Genomic DNA, 15357 nt, shown 5'->3' on the forward strand with positions numbered 1-15357 from the left:
GTGAGGTCAAGCGCAGGGTATTGCGCGAACTCAGCTTATGGCTTGGTAAAAAGGCTTTCTTCAGCCTGCACCAAAGCAAAGCGTGGCACCTGTTCACCGTCAACCTCGACGGACTCCAGGAACATGCTCAAGGGACGTACCCAAAAGCCGTAATCGCCATACAGGGCTTGATAGAAGACCACTTCTTCTTCGGTTTCCGAATGCCGCGCAACACTGAATACGCGGTACTGCGGACCTTTGTAATGTTGGTAGAGCCCAGGTTGTATCGGCATGCTTTGGCCCTCACTCAAATTTTTTCAAATAAAAAACAAAATAAATCCGGAAAAACAAAAACCGGGGCACTTGGCCCCGGCTTCCATCAACGAGACGCTTAAACGCGTTCGAAGACGGTGGAGATGCCTTGGCCGAGACCAATGCACATGGTGGCCACCCCGAAGGTGCCGCCATTCTGCTTCATTACATTGAGCAAAGTGCCGGAGATACGCGCACCGGAGCAACCGAACGGGTGGCCCAGGGCGATGGCGCCACCGTGCAGGTTAACCTTCTCGTTCATCTTGTCGAGCACTTTCAGATCTTTCAGCACTGGCAGGGCCTGTGCGGCGAAAGCTTCGTTGAGCTCGAAGAAGTCGATGTCGGAGATACCCAGACCCGCGCGTTTCAATGCTTTTTGTGTGGCCGGTACTGGACCATAGCCCATGATTGCCGGATCCACACCTGCCACTGCCATCGAGCGAATCACTGCCAGAGGCTGGATACCCAGGTCCTGTGCGCGCTGTGCCGACATCACGATCATGCACGAAGCACCATCGGTGATCTGCGACGAAGTACCCGCTGTCACGGTGCCACCCTTCGGATTGAACGCCGGCTTCAGAGCCGCCAGGCTTTCCAGGGTAGTTTCCGGACGAATGGTTTCGTCGTAGTCGAAGGTTTTCAGGAAACCGTTCTCGTCGTAGCCCTGCATCGGGATGATTTCGTCTTTGAACTTGCCTTCCACGGTCGCCTTGTGGGCGAGTTGGTGGGAGCGCACGCCGAAAGCGTCCTGTTGCTCGCGAGTGATGCCGTGCATTTTGCCCAGCATTTCCGCGGTCAGGCCCATCATGCCCGAGGCTTTCGCCGCGTACAGCGACATGTGCGGGTTCGGATCGACACCGTGCATCATGCTTACATGACCCATATGCTCGACGCCGCCAACAACGAATACGTCACCATTGCCGGTCATGATCGCTTGCGCTGCAGTGTGCAGAGCGCTCATCGACGAGCCGCACAGGCGGCTAACGGTCTGGCCGGCCGACGTGTGCGGGATCTGGGTCATCAGCGACGCCATGCGCGCGATGTTCCAGCCCTGCTCCAGGGTCTGGTTCACACAGCCCCAGATCACGTCTTCGACTTCGTTCGGGTCGACCTTGACGTTACGTTCCAGCAGTTTGCTGATCAGGTGCGCCGACATGTCTTCGGCGCGGGTGTTGCGGTGCATGCCGCCCTTGGAGCGGCCCATCGGAGTACGACCGAAGTCGACAATCACGACGTCTCTAGGATTCAAGCTCATAAGTTCACTCTCACTCTAGTTGGGGGCGCTTAACCGAAGAAGCTCTGGCCGTTCTTGGCCATTTCGCGCAGCTTCGCGGTCGGGTGGTACAGCGCGCCCAAATCAGCGTACTGGTCAGCCAGGGCAACGAACTCTGCCACACCGATGGAATCGATGTAGCGCAGCGCACCGCCACGGAATGGAGGGAAACCAATACCGTAGACCAGACCCATGTCGGCTTCGGCAGCGGTTTCGACGATGCCGTCTTCCAGGCAACGCACGGTTTCCAGGCACAGCGGGATCATCATCCAGTTGATGATGTCTTCGTCGGTGACTTCGCGCTGCTCGTAAACGATCGGCTTGAGCACTTCCAGTACCGAAGGATCGGCGACTTTCTTCTGCTTGCCTTTCTTGTCGGTCTCGTAGGCGTAGAAGCCCTTGCCGTTCTTCTGGCCCAGGCGCTTGGCTTCGTAGAGCACGTCAACGGCCGAGCGACGGTCGTCTTTCATGCGGTCCGGGAAGCCTTCGGCCATCACGTCACGACCGTGGTGGCCAGTGTCGATGCCGACCACGTCCATCAGGTAGGCCGGGCCCATTGGCCAGCCGAACTTTTCCATGATCTTGTCGATACGGACGAAGTCCACACCGGCGCTGACCAACTTGGCGAAACCGCCGAAGTACGGGAACAGCACGCGGTTGACCAGGAAGCCCGGGCAGTCATTGACGACGATCGGGTTCTTGCCCATTTTCTTGGCGTAGGCAACGGTAGTCGCGACGGCCAGTTCACTGGACTTCTCGCCACGAATCACTTCCACCAGCGGCATCATGTGCACCGGGTTGAAGAAGTGCATGCCGACGAAGTTTTCCGGACGCTTGAGGGCCTTGGCCAGCAAAGTGATGGAAATGGTCGAGGTGTTGGACGCCAGGATGGTGTCCTCTTTGACCTGGTCTTCAACTTCAGCCAGTACAGCCTGCTTGACCTTGGGGTTTTCGACGACCGCTTCCACCACCAGGTCCACGTGACCGAAATCACCGTACGACAGGGTTGGACGAATGCCGTTGAGCACTTCAGCCATTTTCGCGGCGGTCATGCGACCTTTATCAACGCGGCCGACCAGCAGTTTGGCGGCTTCGGCCAGACCCTGCTCGATACCGTGCTCGTTGATGTCCTTCATCAGGATCGGCGTGCCTTTGGAAGCCGACTGATAGGCAATACCGCCACCCATGATGCCGGCGCCCAGTACGGCAGCCTGCTTCACGTCCTTGGCGATTTCGTCGTAGGCCTTGGCCTTTTTCTTGAGTTCCTGATCGTTCAGGAACAGACCGATCAGGCTCTGCGCAGCAGAGGTCTTGGCCAGCTTCACGAAACCTGCGGCTTCGACTTCAAGCGCCTTGTCGCGACCGAAGTTCGCAGCTTTCTGGATGGTCTTGATCGCTTCAACCGGCGCCGGGTAGTTCGGGCCAGCCTGGCCGGCCACGAAACCTTTGGCGGTTTCGAAAGCCATCATTTGTTCGATGGCGTTCAGCTTCAGCTTTTCCAGCTTCGGCTGGCGTTTGGCCTTGTAGTCGAATTCACCGGAGATGGCGCGCTTGATCAGTTCCAGCGCGGCGTCTTGCAGCTGCTCAGGAGCAACCACGGCGTCGACAGCGCCAACTTTCAGCGCGTCTTCAGGACGGTTTTCCTTGCCGGCGGCAATCCACTCGATGGCATTGTCGGCACCGATCAGGCGCGGCAGGCGCACAGTACCGCCGAAGCCCGGGTAGATGCCCAGCTTGACTTCCGGCAGACCGATCTTGGCCGTAGTGGACATGACGCGGTAGTCCGCCGCCAGGCACATTTCCAGACCACCACCCAGCGCGATGCCGTTGATCGCGGCGACGGTCGGGACGTTGAGGTCTTCGAAATCGCTGAAAATCTTGTTGGCTTCGAGGTTGCCAGCAACAAGTTCTGCATCCGGCAGCTTGAAGTTGTCGACAAATTCGGTGATGTCGGCACCGACGATGAACACGTCCTTGCCACTGCTGACGATCACGCCCTTGATCGAAGCATCTGCCTTGATGGTGTCTACGGCCTGACGCAGTTCGTTCAGGGTTAGACGGTTGAACTTGTTGACGGACTCACCCTTGAGGTCGAACTTCAGTTCGACGATGCCACTTTCAAGAGCCTTAACCGTGATGGCTTTACCTTCGTAAATCATCAACTGATCTCCACGATATGGAAGCTGAACAGTACACGTCGGAAGCAGGCGACCGGCTTGGCAGGACGTTAAACGTCGATGCTACGCCAATCTGCCCGGCACACCCGCCAACGCGATAGTCGGGATTCTGTAGGAGCGATCTGAAAACAAACGCTCAATTCATACGCCCGTTTGATTTGGGTACGCCACCTTCACGGAATTTCCGCCAATTGTCAATCGCCCAGAATGCGGGTTGAAAAGCGACTTTGCGGTCATTTCTGTAAGACGAAGGCCTGCAACACGCGGCTGCATGTGGAGACATTCATAAGATCAATCATTAGAAAATTCGCCCTAATTCGCTGCAGCCCGTGCTTAACAGGCTACGCTGGCGGAACCAGGGGAAAAAGTTGAACGCTTTGGCGAACGCCCAGCGTAAGATCAGCCCACACCGTTTTTACCGGCCTGCCTGGCCAACTCCAGCCCGATGATGAATGTCGGGCTTTTTATTGCCTGCTAAAAAAACGGCAATTGCCCCTCTCTGTAGGAGCGAGCTCGCTCGCGATGAACCTGAGAGCACCACAGGGTGTCAGGCTTCCCACGTCATCGTTGACGACCATCGCGAGCGAGCTCGCTCCTACAGGGGGTCGGGTTTCAGGCGAGTGCCTTGAGGGTGGCATCGATTTGTTGCAATACCTCGGCCTCACCCTTCTCGCCCCAGTACAACGTGATCATTTGCTTGTCCGCCTCGACTTTGTAGACGTTGGCCGGCAATTTTTCGAAATGATCGAGCAGCGCCCTGTCCTCACAGGCTTCCTGCCATTGATTCACCCACAGACCCGGTGATTTTTGCCAGTAGCTCCAGCACGCTGGCTGATTGCCGCGGCGCGGACGATGGTACTGGGCGCACGGGCTTGGCGGCTCCTGGCTCAGCCAGTGCGGCCATTCCTGCGGCGCCAGTTGCATGGCCAGGCCGATGCGCCGGGCCTCCATCCGCAGGCCGATACGCCCACTCTGGGCACGTGAGGGACGCAACCATGCCAGCGGGCTGAGTACCACCAGCAGGATTGACACCACTATCCAGACCGTCATATCTGTACTCCCGATTCTTGATGAGCCCATTGTGTCACTTTGGAACCAATGCGCTTGAAACCAGCCATACTTACCAATATTGCAATCCTCAGGAGGAGCACCTCATGCCCTACAACCATATTCTGGTCGCTGTAGATCTGACCGAAGAGTGCGACCCTGTGATCCACCGCGCTCGCGAGCTGTCGGTGAGCAACGGCGCGAAACTGTCACTGGTGCACATTGTCGAGCCGATGGCGATGGCCTTCGGTGGCGACGTGCCAATGGACCTGTCACAACTGCAACAGCAGCAGTTCGATCAGGCCAAGGAGCGCCTTGACCGGTTGATCAACAAGTATCCTGAACTCTCGAAAGAGTACAGCCACCTGACCTATGGCCAACCACGCCAGGAAATCCATCACATGGCCAAGGAACAGGAATGCGACCTGATCGTCGTAGGCAGTCATGGCCGCCACGGCCTGGCACTGCTTCTGGGCTCCACCGCCAATGACGTGCTGCATGGCGCGCCTTGCGATGTGCTTGCGGTGCGCCTGCAAAACAAAAGCTGAAAACACAGCCCCCCCTGTAGGAGCGAGCTTGCTCGCGATGGTCGCCAACGATGACGCGGGCAGCCTGACACCCCGCGGTGCTCTCAGGTTCATCGCGAGCAAGCTCGCTCCTACAGGGGATCGGGTTTCATATGAAAAACCCGGCGTTCACATGTGTGAAGCCGGGCTTTTTTATTAACGGATCAATCAGGCATCCAGCTCGGCCCAACGCTCGACCATGATGTCGAGCTCAGCCTGCAACTGTTCCAGCTGAGCAATCACCGCAGCCGTTTCGGCAGCAGGACGCTGATAGAAGCCCGCATCCGCCATCTGTGCTTCAACGGCGGCAATCTGCTGCTCCATGGCTTCGATCTGCCCCGGCAACGCTTCCAGCTCGCGCTGCAACTTGTAGCTGAGCTTTTTCTTCGCCACTGGCGCTTCGACGGCTGCCGCCACCGGCGCAGGCTCGGCCTTCACCACAGCGGAGTTCAGGTCGGCCTTGCCCGACTTGCTCTCGGTCACGCCCAGCAGGCGCGGCGAGCCGCCCTGACGCAGCCAGTCCTGGTAGCCACCGACGTACTCGCGCACCTTGCCTTCGCCTTCGAAGACCAGGGTACTGGTGACCACGTTGTCGAGGAATGCCCGGTCGTGGCTGACCATCAGTACGGTGCCGTTGAAGGTCAGCAGGACCTCTTCGAGCAATTCGAGGGTCTCGACGTCGAGGTCGTTGGTCGGTTCGTCGAGTACCAGCAGGTTTGCCGGCTTGCTGAACAATTTGGCCAGCAACAGACGGGCACGCTCACCACCGGACAGCGCCTTGACCGGCGTACGCGCACGCTGCGGGCTGAACAGGAAGTCGCCGAGGTAACTCAGCACATGGCGGCTCTGGCCGTCGATGTCGATGAAGTCGCGACCTTCGGCGACGTTGTCGATCACGGTTTTTTCCAGGTCCAGCTGATGGCGCAACTGGTCGAAGTAGGCGACATCGATCCGGGTGCCCTCTTCCACTTTGCCGCTGGTTGGCTGCAAGCCGCTGAGCATCAGCTTCAGCAGCGTGGTCTTGCCGGTACCGTTGGCGCCGAGCAGACCGATACGGTCGCCGCGCTGCAGCACCATGGAGAAGTCCTTGATCAGGAACGGACCGTCCGGGTGAGCGAAGCTCACGTTATCGAGCACCATCACCTGCTTGCCGGACTTGTCGGCGGTTTCCAGCTGGATATTGGCCTTGCCGGTACGCTCACGACGCTCGCTGCGCTCGACACGCAAGGCTTTCAGCGCACGTACGCGGCCTTCGTTACGGGTACGACGGGCCTTGATACCCTGGCGAATCCACACTTCTTCCTGGGCCAGGCGCTTGTCGAACAACGCGTTGGCGGTTTCTTCGGCGGCCAGTGCGGCTTCTTTGTGCACGAGGAAGCTGGCGTAGTCGCCGTTCCAGTCGATCAGGCCGCCGCGATCCAGTTCAAGGATGCGGGTTGCCAGGTTCTGCAGGAAAGAACGGTCGTGCGTGATGAACAGCACGGCGCCCTGGAAATCCTTGAGCGCTTCTTCAAGCCAGGCGATGGCACCGATGTCCAGGTGGTTGGTCGGTTCGTCGAGCAGCAGCAGGTCCGGCTCGGACACCAGGGCCTGGGCCAGCAGGACGCGACGACGCCAGCCGCCGGACAACTCGGCGAGGGTCTTGTCGGCCGGCAGTTGCAGGCGGCTCAAGGTGCTGTCGACAAGCGTCTGCAAGCGCCAGCCATCGCGGGCTTCGAGGTCGTGCTGGACGTGCATCAGCTTGTCCAGATCGGCATCGGTGACGATGTTCTGGCTCAGGTGGTGATACTCGGCGAGCAACGCACCGACGCCATCCAGGCCTTCGGCCACCACGTCGAACACTGTCCGCTCGTCGGCTACCGGCAATTCTTGCGGCAATTCGCCGATCTTGAGCCCGGGTGCGCGCCAAACGGAGCCGTCATCGGGCTTCTGGTCGCCCTTGACGAGCTTCATCATGCTGGACTTGCCAGTGCCGTTGCGGCCGATGATGCACACCCGCTCACCACGGGCGATCTGCCAGGACACCTTGTCCAACAACGGCATAGCGCCGAAAGCAAGGGACACATCGCTGAATTTGAGCAGGGTCATGAGCTTCTCCAAAAACCGGGCGCGCATTCTACCTGACTTGAGGCTTCACAAGGCCGGCAATTTCACTCTCGTAGCACTCTGAACGACAAATGTTGCGAACTGATGCGGGAAGACCCGCAAAGCTTTCGCCGGCTGCTGGCAAAAGGCTAAGCTACAGACAATTCAGTGCGGGCCTGGCCCGCACTTGTCATGATTTCTCTGCCCGGACGTCTCATGCGCAGTCGCCTCTTCAGACTTTTATCCTGTTTTCTTCTCTCTGCCGCTGCCGTTCAATCCGCCCAGGCGGTGGACCTTTCCACCCAACGCCAGTATTACGATGAAGCCAAACGCGCCCTAGCCAAGGGCGATAGCGGCCCGTACTTCCGTTACAGCCAGGCCCTCGCCGATTATCCACTGGAACCGTACCTGGCTTACGACGAGCTGACAGCACGCCTGAAAACCGCGAGCAACGCCGAAATCGAGAAATTCCTCGCCGAACACGGCGACCTGCCCCAGGCCAACTGGATGAAACTGCGCTGGTTGCGCTGGCTGGCGGAACGGGGCGACTGGGCGACCTTCGTCAGGTATTACGACCCCAAGATGAACTTCACCGAACTGGACTGCCTGAATGCGCAGTACCAGGTCAGCCATAACCTCAAATCCGAAGGTTATGCCAACACTGAAAAGCTCTGGTTGACCGGCAAATCCCAACCCGAGGCCTGCGATGCCTTGTTCGGCATGTGGGCCGCGGACGGCCAGTTGACCGAGCAAAAACGCTGGGAACGCGCCAAACTCGCGGCCCAGGCGCGCAACTACCCGCTGGCCAACAGCCTGGTCAACGGCATGACCACCCTCGCCCCTCGCGGTCGCCTGCTGGTGGACGTCGCGCAGAAACCGGAACTGCTCAACCAGCCGTCACGCTTCACCCCGGCCGATGAAGCCATGTCCGACGTGGTCAGCCTCGGCCTGCGCCGCCTGGCTCGCCAGGACCCGGACAAGGCCATGGACCTGCTTGATGGCTACGCCAGCAGCATGCACTTCTCCCGGGATGAAAAAGTGGCGATCGCCCGGGAAATCGGCCTGACTCTTGCGCGACGTTTCGACAGCCGTGCGCTGGATGTCATGACCAAATACGACCCCGAGCTGCGCGACAACACGGTTTCCGAATGGCGCTTGCGCCTGCTCCTGCGCCTGGCGCGCTGGGACGATGCCTATCAGTTGACCCGCCGCCTGCCCCAGGACCTGGCCACCACCAACCGCTGGCGCTACTGGCAGGCCCGTAGCCTGGAACTGGCGCAACCGCAGAATCCGGAAGCGCAGACGCTCTATAAAAGCCTGGCCCGCGAACGCGACTTCTACGGCTTCCTCGCCGCCGATCGCTCACAGTCGCCCTACTCGCTGCTCAACAAACCGCTGGTGCTCAGCCAGGCCACCATCAACAAAGTGCGCAACACCCCTGGCGTGCGCCGCGCCCTGGAGCTGCACGCCCGCGGGCAGGTCGTCGATGGTCGCCGCGAGTGGTATTACGTCAGCCGTCACTTCAGCCGCGACGAAATGGTCGCCCAGGCCAAGCTGGCCTACGACCTGAAATGGTACTTCCCGGCGATCCGCACCATCAGTCAGGCGCAGTATTGGGACGACCTGGATATCCGTTTCCCGATGGCTCACCGAGAAACGCTGGTGCGTGAAGCGAAGAACCGCGGCCTGCATCCGAGCTGGGCGTTCGCCATCACCCGCCAGGAAAGTGCGTTCATGGATGACGCCCGCTCCGGGGTCGGCGCCTCGGGCCTGATGCAACTGATGCCCGCCACCGCCAAGGAAACCGCACGCAAGTTCAGCATTCCCTATAGCTCGCCACAGCAATTGTTCGATCCGGACAAGAACATCCAGCTCGGTGCCGCCTACCTGAGCCAGGTGCACAGCCAGTTCAACGGCAACCGTGTGCTTGCCTCCGCCGCCTACAACGCCGGCCCCGGCCGCGTACGCCAATGGCTGCGCGGTGCGGACCACCTGAGTTTCGACGTGTGGGTAGAAAGCATCCCGTTCGACGAAACCCGCCAGTACGTGCAAAACGTATTGTCGTACTCGGTGATCTACGGTCAGAAGCTCAATTCGCCACAACCGATCGTGGATTGGCATGAGCGGTACTTCGATGATCAATGATCACTGTAGGAACGAGCATGCTCGCGATGGACATTAGAGTGCCGCCGGGTGTCAGGCATCCCGCGTCATCATTGACGACCATCGCGAGCAGGCTCGCTCCTACAAGAGTTCCCCAGCGTTAATCAATCCATCACTGAACTGCAACGCCGCCAACCGCGCATACAACGCATTGCTGGCGATAAGCTCCTGATGCGTCCCCACCGCCACCAGTTTCCCCTGATCCATCACCGCGATCCGGTCGGCGTTTTTCACCGTGGCCAGGCGATGGGCGATCACCAGGGTGGTACGGTTTTTCATCAGGCTCGGCAGCGCCTGCTGAATCAGGTGTTCGCTCTGGGCGTCGAGGGCGCTGGTGGCTTCGTCGAGGAGCAGGATCGGGGCGTCCACCAGCAGCGCACGGGCGATGGCCAGGCGTTGGCGCTGGCCACCGGACAGGCCGAGCCCGCCATCCCCCAGATGCGTCTGGTAACCGTTGGGCATGGCTTCGATAAAGTCATGGGCGTAAGCGATTTTTGCCGCTTCCTGCACCTCGGCCGAAGTCGCCTTCGGATTACCGTAGCGAATGTTTTCTTCAATGCTGCCGAAAAACAGCGCCGGGGTTTGTGACACCAGGGCGAAGCAGCGGCGCAGATCCAGTGGATCGAGTTGAGTCAACGGCACGCCATCGAGCAGGATGCGTCCCTCGGCCGGGTCGTAAAAGCGCAGCAGCAAGTCATATACCGTCGACTTGCCGGCCCCTGATGGCCCGACCAGCGCCAGCGTCTCGCCGGCATTGACGGTCAGGTTCAGGCCGTCGACAGCATAACTTTCCGGCCGCGACGGGTAGGAAAAACGCACATTCTGCAATTGCAGGTGGCCGTCGACCCGTTCCGGCAGCGTCACCGCGCCCGACACCGGTGGCAGAATGATGTTTTCCGAGCGCAGTAACTCGGCAATCCGTTCGGCCGCGCCGGCTGCCCGCTGCAATTCGCCGATCACCTCGCTCAACGTGCCGAACGCACTGCCGACGATCAGGCTGTAGAACACGAATGCCGCCAGCTCGCCGGCAGAAATTCGCCCGGCGATGACGTCCATGCCGCCAACCCAGAGCATCACCCCGACCGCGCCCAATACCAGGACGATCACCAGGGTAATCAGCCACGCCCGCTGGAAGATACGCTTGCGCGCGGTGTTGAAGGCCTCCTCCACCGTCACGGCAAACCGTCCCTCGTCCTGGGCCTGATGGTTGTAGGCCTGCACGGTCTTGATCTGGCCAAGGGTTTCCGACACATAACTGCCGATATCGGCAATCCGGTCCTGACTCAGGCGCGAGAGGTTACGCACCCGGCGTCCGAAGATCAGGATCGGCGCGATCACCAGGGGCAAGGCCACCACCACGATGCTGGTGAGCTTGGGGTTGGTGATGAACAACAGGACGATCCCGCCGATCACCATCAGCAGATTGCGCAAGAACAACGACAGCGAAGAACCGATGACCGACTGCAGCAGCGTGGTATCGGCGGTCAGGCGGGACTGGATTTCGGAACTGCGATTGTCTTCGTAAAACCCGGGGTGCAGATAAATCAGATGATTGAACACCTGACGCCGTATGTCGGCGACGCAGCGCTCGCCGATCCACGACACCAGGTAAAACCGCACAAACGTACCGATCGCCAGCCCCATGACCAGCAACATGAACAGAGCGATGGACTGGTTGAGCAGATGCGGTGACTGGGTCATGAACCCCTTGTCCACCAGCAGGCGAATGCCCTGCCCCATGGACAAGGTGATGCCAGCGGTGACGATCAACGCCAGCAAGGCGCCGAAGGCCGGCCAGCGATATGGCTCGATAAAACGACTGGCCAGGCGAAAGGCACGGCGGTGACGAACAGAGAGCATCGAATTCATCCAGGACAAAGCAGTCAATAGAGTCAGCCTACACCGCTCAATGGGGTGGCTCGCTGCAAATCACAATGAGTCAGGTTAATTATGTCCGCCAACACTAGAGGCTAGACGCTATTGGTCTAAAGTTCGGCTAGCCACGTGGTGGCATTTCTGGTGGACTGGTTCTGTCCCCCGGGAAAGATCGCAGGGAGTTGTCATAGCCCGGTCACCTGGCGGTTCTACAGTAAGCACACAACCTGATGAGGAGACAGGCCATGTCCTTGCAACACAGCAGCGATGACAAGATTCAAGTGATCCGCACGCAACCAGACCAGTCTCTGGGTTGCTCGATTATTGACGAGCAGGGTCGCGAAGTACCGATCACTGAAAAGATGATCCAGACCGCTTGCCGCGAACTGGAAAAGCGATTGGTCAAACCTGCCGAACAAAAGTGATATAGCCACCGTCTTCTTGACCCGGCCCATTGTTGGCCGGGTTTTTTATTGCCGGCAAAAAAAGCAATTACCCCCTCTCTGTAGGAGCGAGCTTGCTCGCGATGAACCTGAGAGCACCGCGGGGTGTCAGGTTTCCCGCGTCATCGTTGGCGACCATCGCGAGCATGCTCGCTCCTACAGGGGATTTGTGGTGCATGAAGATCCTGCTCGCGAAGGGGCCACCGCGGTCCATCAGATTGCCGTCGCCCCCAACGCCGCCACAATCCTCTGCAGCTCAGCCGAGTCACCCTCGATCCGCACCTGCAACCCGTCGATCTCACGGCGCGACGGGTATTGCTTGCGCAGCACATCGAATGCCGCACGCTGCTCGCTGACACTGCCGACAAGGCTGCGACGGAAATCCGCATCGTCACGACGCGGGTCATACACGCCACGGCAGAGCATCGCCAACGCCCAGGCCGGGTCGGTTTGCGCATCCAGGGTCACGTGCGACAGCCACGGCGCCGGCAGCAAATCGCTCAGGCTGACGCGGGCCGGTTGCCCGAGGAAGTCGCAATACGCCTGATAGATCTGCGCGGTCCCCCGCTGCCTGCCATCGAGGCTGTAACCGGCAATGTGCGGCGTTGCCAGCACGCACAGTTCGGCGAGCGCCACGTCGACTTCAGGCTCGCCTTCCCAGACATCGAGCACCGCTTGCAGGTCTTCGCGCTCCAGCAGCACATCGCGCAGTGCCGCGTTGTTGACCACAGGTCCGCGACTGGCATTGATCAGCCAGGTGCCGGACCTGAGCTGGTTCAGACGTTTTTCATCGAACAAATGCCAGGTCGACTGCTGGCCCTGCTTGGTCAATGGCGTGTGCAGACTGATGACGTCGCACGTCTCGATGATCTGCTCGAGGCTGACGTAGTCACCGCCTTCAGCCGCTTGCCGTGGTGGATCGCACACCAGCACCTTCCAGCCCAGGCCTTGCAGGACCTTGACCAGCCGTCCGCCCACTTCACCGGCACCGACCACACCGTAGGTCCGCCGGGTCAGGTCGGCGCCTTCGATTTCGGCCAGGGTCAGCAAGCTGCCGAGCACATAGTCGACCACGCCGCGGGCATTGCAGCCCGGCGCGCTGGCCCAGGTGATACCGGCCTGCTGAAAGTAATCCAGATCCAGATGATCGGTGCCGATGGTGCACGTACCGACAAAGCGCACCTTGCTGCCTTCGAGCAGCGCGCGATTGACGTTGGTCACCGAACGCACCAGCAGCACATCGGCCTGCTCGACCGTGGCACGGTCGATGGCGCGCCCCGGCATCCGGCGGATTTCACCGAAGCCTTCAAAGAAAGCATCGAACAGGGGGATATTTTCGTCGGCAACAATCAGCATGGCAGGCTCCTTTGGCGGGTTGGCAGTGTAGGCGCAGAATGCATCCCTGTGTAGGAGCGAGCATGCTCGCGATGGGCGTTAACGATAACGAGGGCTGCCTGAATGAACTCGATGCCCTGACATTCATCGCGAGCGAGCTCGCTCCTACGGGGAGAGCGGTGCGATTACAAATACCCAACACAGTCTTTTCCTGACCGCTGCGTCAACGCGTAGAATGCGCGGCCCTGCGCATCAAAACCTCTGGACGCTTCGCTTGTGAATTCCGTGACTGACACTACCGCCACCCCACGCACGACCCCGGTTCGCCTGGAACTCAAGGGCCTGCTCGGCCTGGCCCTGCCCATCATGATCGCGCAACTGGCCACCACCGCCATGGGCTTCGTCGATGCAGTCATGGCCGGCCGCGTCAGCCCGCGGGACCTGGCCTCCGTGGCCCTGGGCAACTCGATCTGGATTCCGGTCTACCTATTGATGTCCGGTGTGCTGCTGGCGACCACACCCAAGGTCGCACAACGCTTTGGCGCCAGGCAGTTTGACGAGATCGGGCCACTGGTGCGCCAGGCACTGTGGCTCGCACTGTGTGTCGGGCTGATCGGCAGTGGCCTGCTGCTAGGCGCCGAGCCGATCCTGCACTGGATGAAAGTCGATCCACAATTGATCGAGCCGAGCATGGGTTACCTGCACGGTATCGCCTTCGGCTTGCCGGGCATGGCGTTTTATTACGTACTGCGCTGCTACAGCGATGGCATGGGGCGGACCCGTCCGAGCATGGTCATCGGCCTGTGCGGCCTGCTGCTGAACATCCCGCTGAACTATGCGTTGATCTATGGCCATTTCGGTGCACCGGCCCTGGGTGGCGTCGGTTGCGGTTGGGCCAGCGGTATCGTGATGTGGTTCATGGCCTTGAGCATGGCCGGCTGGACGTTCTGGGCCCCCTTCTATGCCCGCACCCGCGTGCTGGTGCGCTTCGACCGTCCGCAATGGGCGGTGATCAAGCGCCTGGTCGGCATTGGCCTGCCGATCGGTATCGCGGTCTTCGCCGAGTCCAGCATCTTCGCGGTCATCGCCCTGTTGATCGGCAGTCTCGGTTCTACCGTGGTGGCCGGGCATCAAATCGCTCTCAATATCAGCTCCTTGCTGTTCATGATTCCTTACTCGCTGGGCATGGCGGTAACGGTGAGGGTGGGTCAGGCACTGGGGGCCGGCAATCCCTGGCAGGCACGCTTTGCGGCGAAGGTCGGGCTCGGCGCGGCACTGGTGTTCGCGGCATTCTCGGCGAGCCTGATCCTGCTTTTGCGCGAGCCTATCGCCTCGATCTACACACCTGACAGGAAGGTGATCCAGATTGCGTCGATGCTGATTGTCTATGCCGCGCTGTATCAGTTTTCCGATGCCATCCAGGTGATTTGCGCGGGCGCGTTGCGTGGCTACCAGGACACCCGGGTGACGATGATCCTGACCTTGTTCGCCTATTGGGGCATCGGCCTGCCGGTCGGCTACGTGCTGGGGCTGACCGACTGGTTCGGCCCGGCCAGCGGCCCGAGCGGGCTGTGGGAAGGGCTGATCGCCGGCTTGAGCTGTGCGGCGCTGATGCTGTCGATCCGCCTGACGCTAAGTGCGCGCAAACGGATTCGTAACAGCCGCTCGGCCGGTTGACTTGCGAAAATTGTAGGAGCGAGCTTGCTCGCGAAGGTCGTGAACGATAACGCGCAAAAACCAGATGCCCAACGGCACCTTCGTTATTTTCGCGAGCAAGCTCGCTCCTACAGTGGCGTCATGATGCGAGCTTAAACAGACTTCTTGCGAATCCAGTAGAGGTAGGTGCCTTCCTCCTCATGCTGCCCCACCAGTTCGTGGTCGAGAAACACACAGAACTTGGGAATGTCGCGACGGGTCGACGGGTCGGTGGCGATCACCTTGAGCAGGCCGCCGGGCACCAGGTCACGGATGTGCTGGTGCAGCATCATCACCGGCTCGGGGCAGTTGAGGCCGGTGGCGTCGAGGGTGCCGTCTACCGGCGTATCAAGCATTTCACTCATGATTCACTCCTGAAACTGGCCGGCATTGTCGCGCATTGCCGG

The 15357-nt window shown here is 60.1% G+C and carries 12 protein-coding genes and 1 pseudogene; 4 read left to right on the plus strand and 9 right to left on the minus strand.

The features are described 5' to 3' along the window. Positions 1 to 35: 35 nt before the first annotated feature. The 4 genes from ACEN8Q_RS13885 to ACEN8Q_RS13900 all read right to left on the minus strand — a co-directional run bounded on the left by ACEN8Q_RS13885 (position 36) and on the right by ACEN8Q_RS13900 (position 4791). Positions 36 to 272 carry a DUF1653 domain-containing protein gene (locus ACEN8Q_RS13885; protein ID WP_007986363.1) on the minus strand — a complete coding sequence of 79 codons (237 nt, stop codon included), beginning with the start codon at positions 270 to 272 and terminating at the stop codon, positions 36 to 38. Positions 273 to 370: 98 nt separating this feature from the next. Further along, on the minus strand, positions 371 to 1546 hold the full coding sequence (gene fadA / locus ACEN8Q_RS13890) for an acetyl-CoA C-acyltransferase FadA (protein ID WP_008023006.1): 1176 nt from the start codon (positions 1544 to 1546) through the stop codon (positions 371 to 373). A gap of 29 nt (positions 1547 to 1575) precedes the next feature. Next, a complete protein-coding gene (fadB, locus tag ACEN8Q_RS13895) occupies positions 1576 to 3723 on the minus strand; it encodes a fatty acid oxidation complex subunit alpha FadB (protein WP_413421409.1) in 2148 nt (715 codons plus the stop codon). 630 nt (positions 3724 to 4353) lie between these two features. Beyond that, positions 4354 to 4791 (minus strand): hypothetical protein, encoded by a 438-nt coding sequence (locus ACEN8Q_RS13900; protein ID WP_413421407.1) that lies wholly within the window; start codon positions 4789 to 4791, stop codon positions 4354 to 4356. Between the two features lie 104 nt (positions 4792 to 4895). Here ACEN8Q_RS13900 and ACEN8Q_RS13905 point away from each other — a divergent pair, with 104 nt between their 5' ends. Then, positions 4896 to 5336 carry a universal stress protein gene (locus ACEN8Q_RS13905; RefSeq protein ID WP_008022997.1) on the plus strand — a complete coding sequence of 147 codons (441 nt, stop codon included), beginning with the start codon at positions 4896 to 4898 and terminating at the stop codon, positions 5334 to 5336. 186 nt (positions 5337 to 5522) lie between these two features. Here the strand turns inward: ACEN8Q_RS13905 and ACEN8Q_RS13910 are convergent, their stop codons facing one another. Further along, positions 5523 to 7442 carry an ATP-binding cassette domain-containing protein gene (locus ACEN8Q_RS13910; RefSeq protein ID WP_008022990.1) on the minus strand — a complete coding sequence of 640 codons (1920 nt, stop codon included), beginning with the start codon at positions 7440 to 7442 and terminating at the stop codon, positions 5523 to 5525. A 213-nt stretch (positions 7443 to 7655) separates the two neighbouring features. Here ACEN8Q_RS13910 and ACEN8Q_RS13915 point away from each other — a divergent pair, with 213 nt between their 5' ends. Continuing rightward, positions 7656 to 9584 (plus strand): transglycosylase SLT domain-containing protein, encoded by a 1929-nt coding sequence (locus ACEN8Q_RS13915; RefSeq protein ID WP_413421402.1) that lies wholly within the window; start codon positions 7656 to 7658, stop codon positions 9582 to 9584. 99 nt (positions 9585 to 9683) lie between these two features. Here ACEN8Q_RS13915 and ACEN8Q_RS13920 read toward each other — a convergent pair whose 3' ends face one another. After that, positions 9684 to 11471 (minus strand): ABC transporter transmembrane domain-containing protein, encoded by a 1788-nt coding sequence (locus tag ACEN8Q_RS13920; RefSeq protein ID WP_413421554.1) that lies wholly within the window; start codon positions 11469 to 11471, stop codon positions 9684 to 9686. Positions 11472 to 11722: 251 nt separating this feature from the next. Here ACEN8Q_RS13920 and ACEN8Q_RS13925 point away from each other — a divergent pair, with 251 nt between their 5' ends. Then, entirely contained in the window at positions 11723 to 11902 is a 180-nt protein-coding gene (locus ACEN8Q_RS13925) for a PA1571 family protein (RefSeq protein WP_413421401.1), read from the plus strand. 79 nt (positions 11903 to 11981) lie between these two features. Here the strand turns inward: ACEN8Q_RS13925 and ACEN8Q_RS13930 are convergent. Together ACEN8Q_RS13930 and pdxB are read right to left on the minus strand one after the other, a co-directional pair. Beyond that, positions 11982 to 12068 (minus strand): annotated as a pseudogene (locus tag ACEN8Q_RS13930) (outer membrane lipoprotein carrier protein LolA); the annotation flags it as partial. A gap of 65 nt (positions 12069 to 12133) precedes the next feature. Beyond that, positions 12134 to 13276, minus strand: a complete 1143-nt coding sequence (gene pdxB / locus ACEN8Q_RS13935; RefSeq protein WP_413421399.1) for a 4-phosphoerythronate dehydrogenase PdxB — start codon at positions 13274 to 13276, stop codon at positions 12134 to 12136. Positions 13277 to 13531: 255 nt separating this feature from the next. Between pdxB and ACEN8Q_RS13940 the strand changes: the two genes are divergently transcribed. Beyond that, positions 13532 to 14932 (plus strand): MATE family efflux transporter, encoded by a 1401-nt coding sequence (locus tag ACEN8Q_RS13940; protein WP_413705360.1) that lies wholly within the window; start codon positions 13532 to 13534, stop codon positions 14930 to 14932. A gap of 131 nt (positions 14933 to 15063) precedes the next feature. On the opposite strand, the gene tusA is transcribed toward ACEN8Q_RS13940, so the two are convergent. After that, a complete protein-coding gene (gene tusA, locus ACEN8Q_RS13945) occupies positions 15064 to 15315 on the minus strand; it encodes a sulfurtransferase TusA (RefSeq protein ID WP_057400193.1) in 252 nt (83 codons plus the stop codon). Positions 15316 to 15357 lie beyond the last annotated feature (42 nt).

The sequence above is a fragment of the Pseudomonas sp. Pseusp16 genome (genome assembly GCF_047324915.1).
Classification (GTDB): Bacteria; Pseudomonadota; Gammaproteobacteria; order Pseudomonadales; family Pseudomonadaceae; genus Aquipseudomonas; species Aquipseudomonas fluorescens_CD.

Excerpts from the sequence above, each read along its gene's own strand:
- ACEN8Q_RS13885 (WP_007986363.1), bottom strand. The coding sequence starts at position 272 with ATGCCGATACAACCTGGGCTCTACCAACATTACAAAGGTCCGCAGTAC.
- fadA (WP_008023006.1), bottom strand. The coding sequence starts at position 1,546 with ATGAGCTTGAATCCTAGAGACGTCGTGATTGTCGACTTCGGTCGTACT.
- fadB (WP_413421409.1), bottom strand. The coding sequence starts at position 3,723 with ATGATTTACGAAGGTAAAGCCATCACGGTTAAGGCTCTTGAAAGTGGC.
- ACEN8Q_RS13900 (WP_413421407.1), bottom strand. The coding sequence starts at position 4,791 with ATGACGGTCTGGATAGTGGTGTCAATCCTGCTGGTGGTACTCAGCCCG.
- ACEN8Q_RS13905 (WP_008022997.1), top strand. The coding sequence starts at position 4,896 with ATGCCCTACAACCATATTCTGGTCGCTGTAGATCTGACCGAAGAGTGC.
- ACEN8Q_RS13910 (WP_008022990.1), bottom strand. The coding sequence starts at position 7,442 with ATGACCCTGCTCAAATTCAGCGATGTGTCCCTTGCTTTCGGCGCTATG.
- ACEN8Q_RS13915 (WP_413421402.1), top strand. The coding sequence starts at position 7,656 with ATGCGCAGTCGCCTCTTCAGACTTTTATCCTGTTTTCTTCTCTCTGCC.
- ACEN8Q_RS13920 (WP_413421554.1), bottom strand. The coding sequence starts at position 11,471 with ATGAATTCGATGCTCTCTGTTCGTCACCGCCGTGCCTTTCGCCTGGCC.
- ACEN8Q_RS13925 (WP_413421401.1), top strand. The coding sequence starts at position 11,723 with ATGTCCTTGCAACACAGCAGCGATGACAAGATTCAAGTGATCCGCACG.
- pdxB (WP_413421399.1), bottom strand. The coding sequence starts at position 13,276 with ATGCTGATTGTTGCCGACGAAAATATCCCCCTGTTCGATGCTTTCTTT.
- tusA (WP_057400193.1), bottom strand. The coding sequence starts at position 15,315 with ATGAGTGAAATGCTTGATACGCCGGTAGACGGCACCCTCGACGCCACC.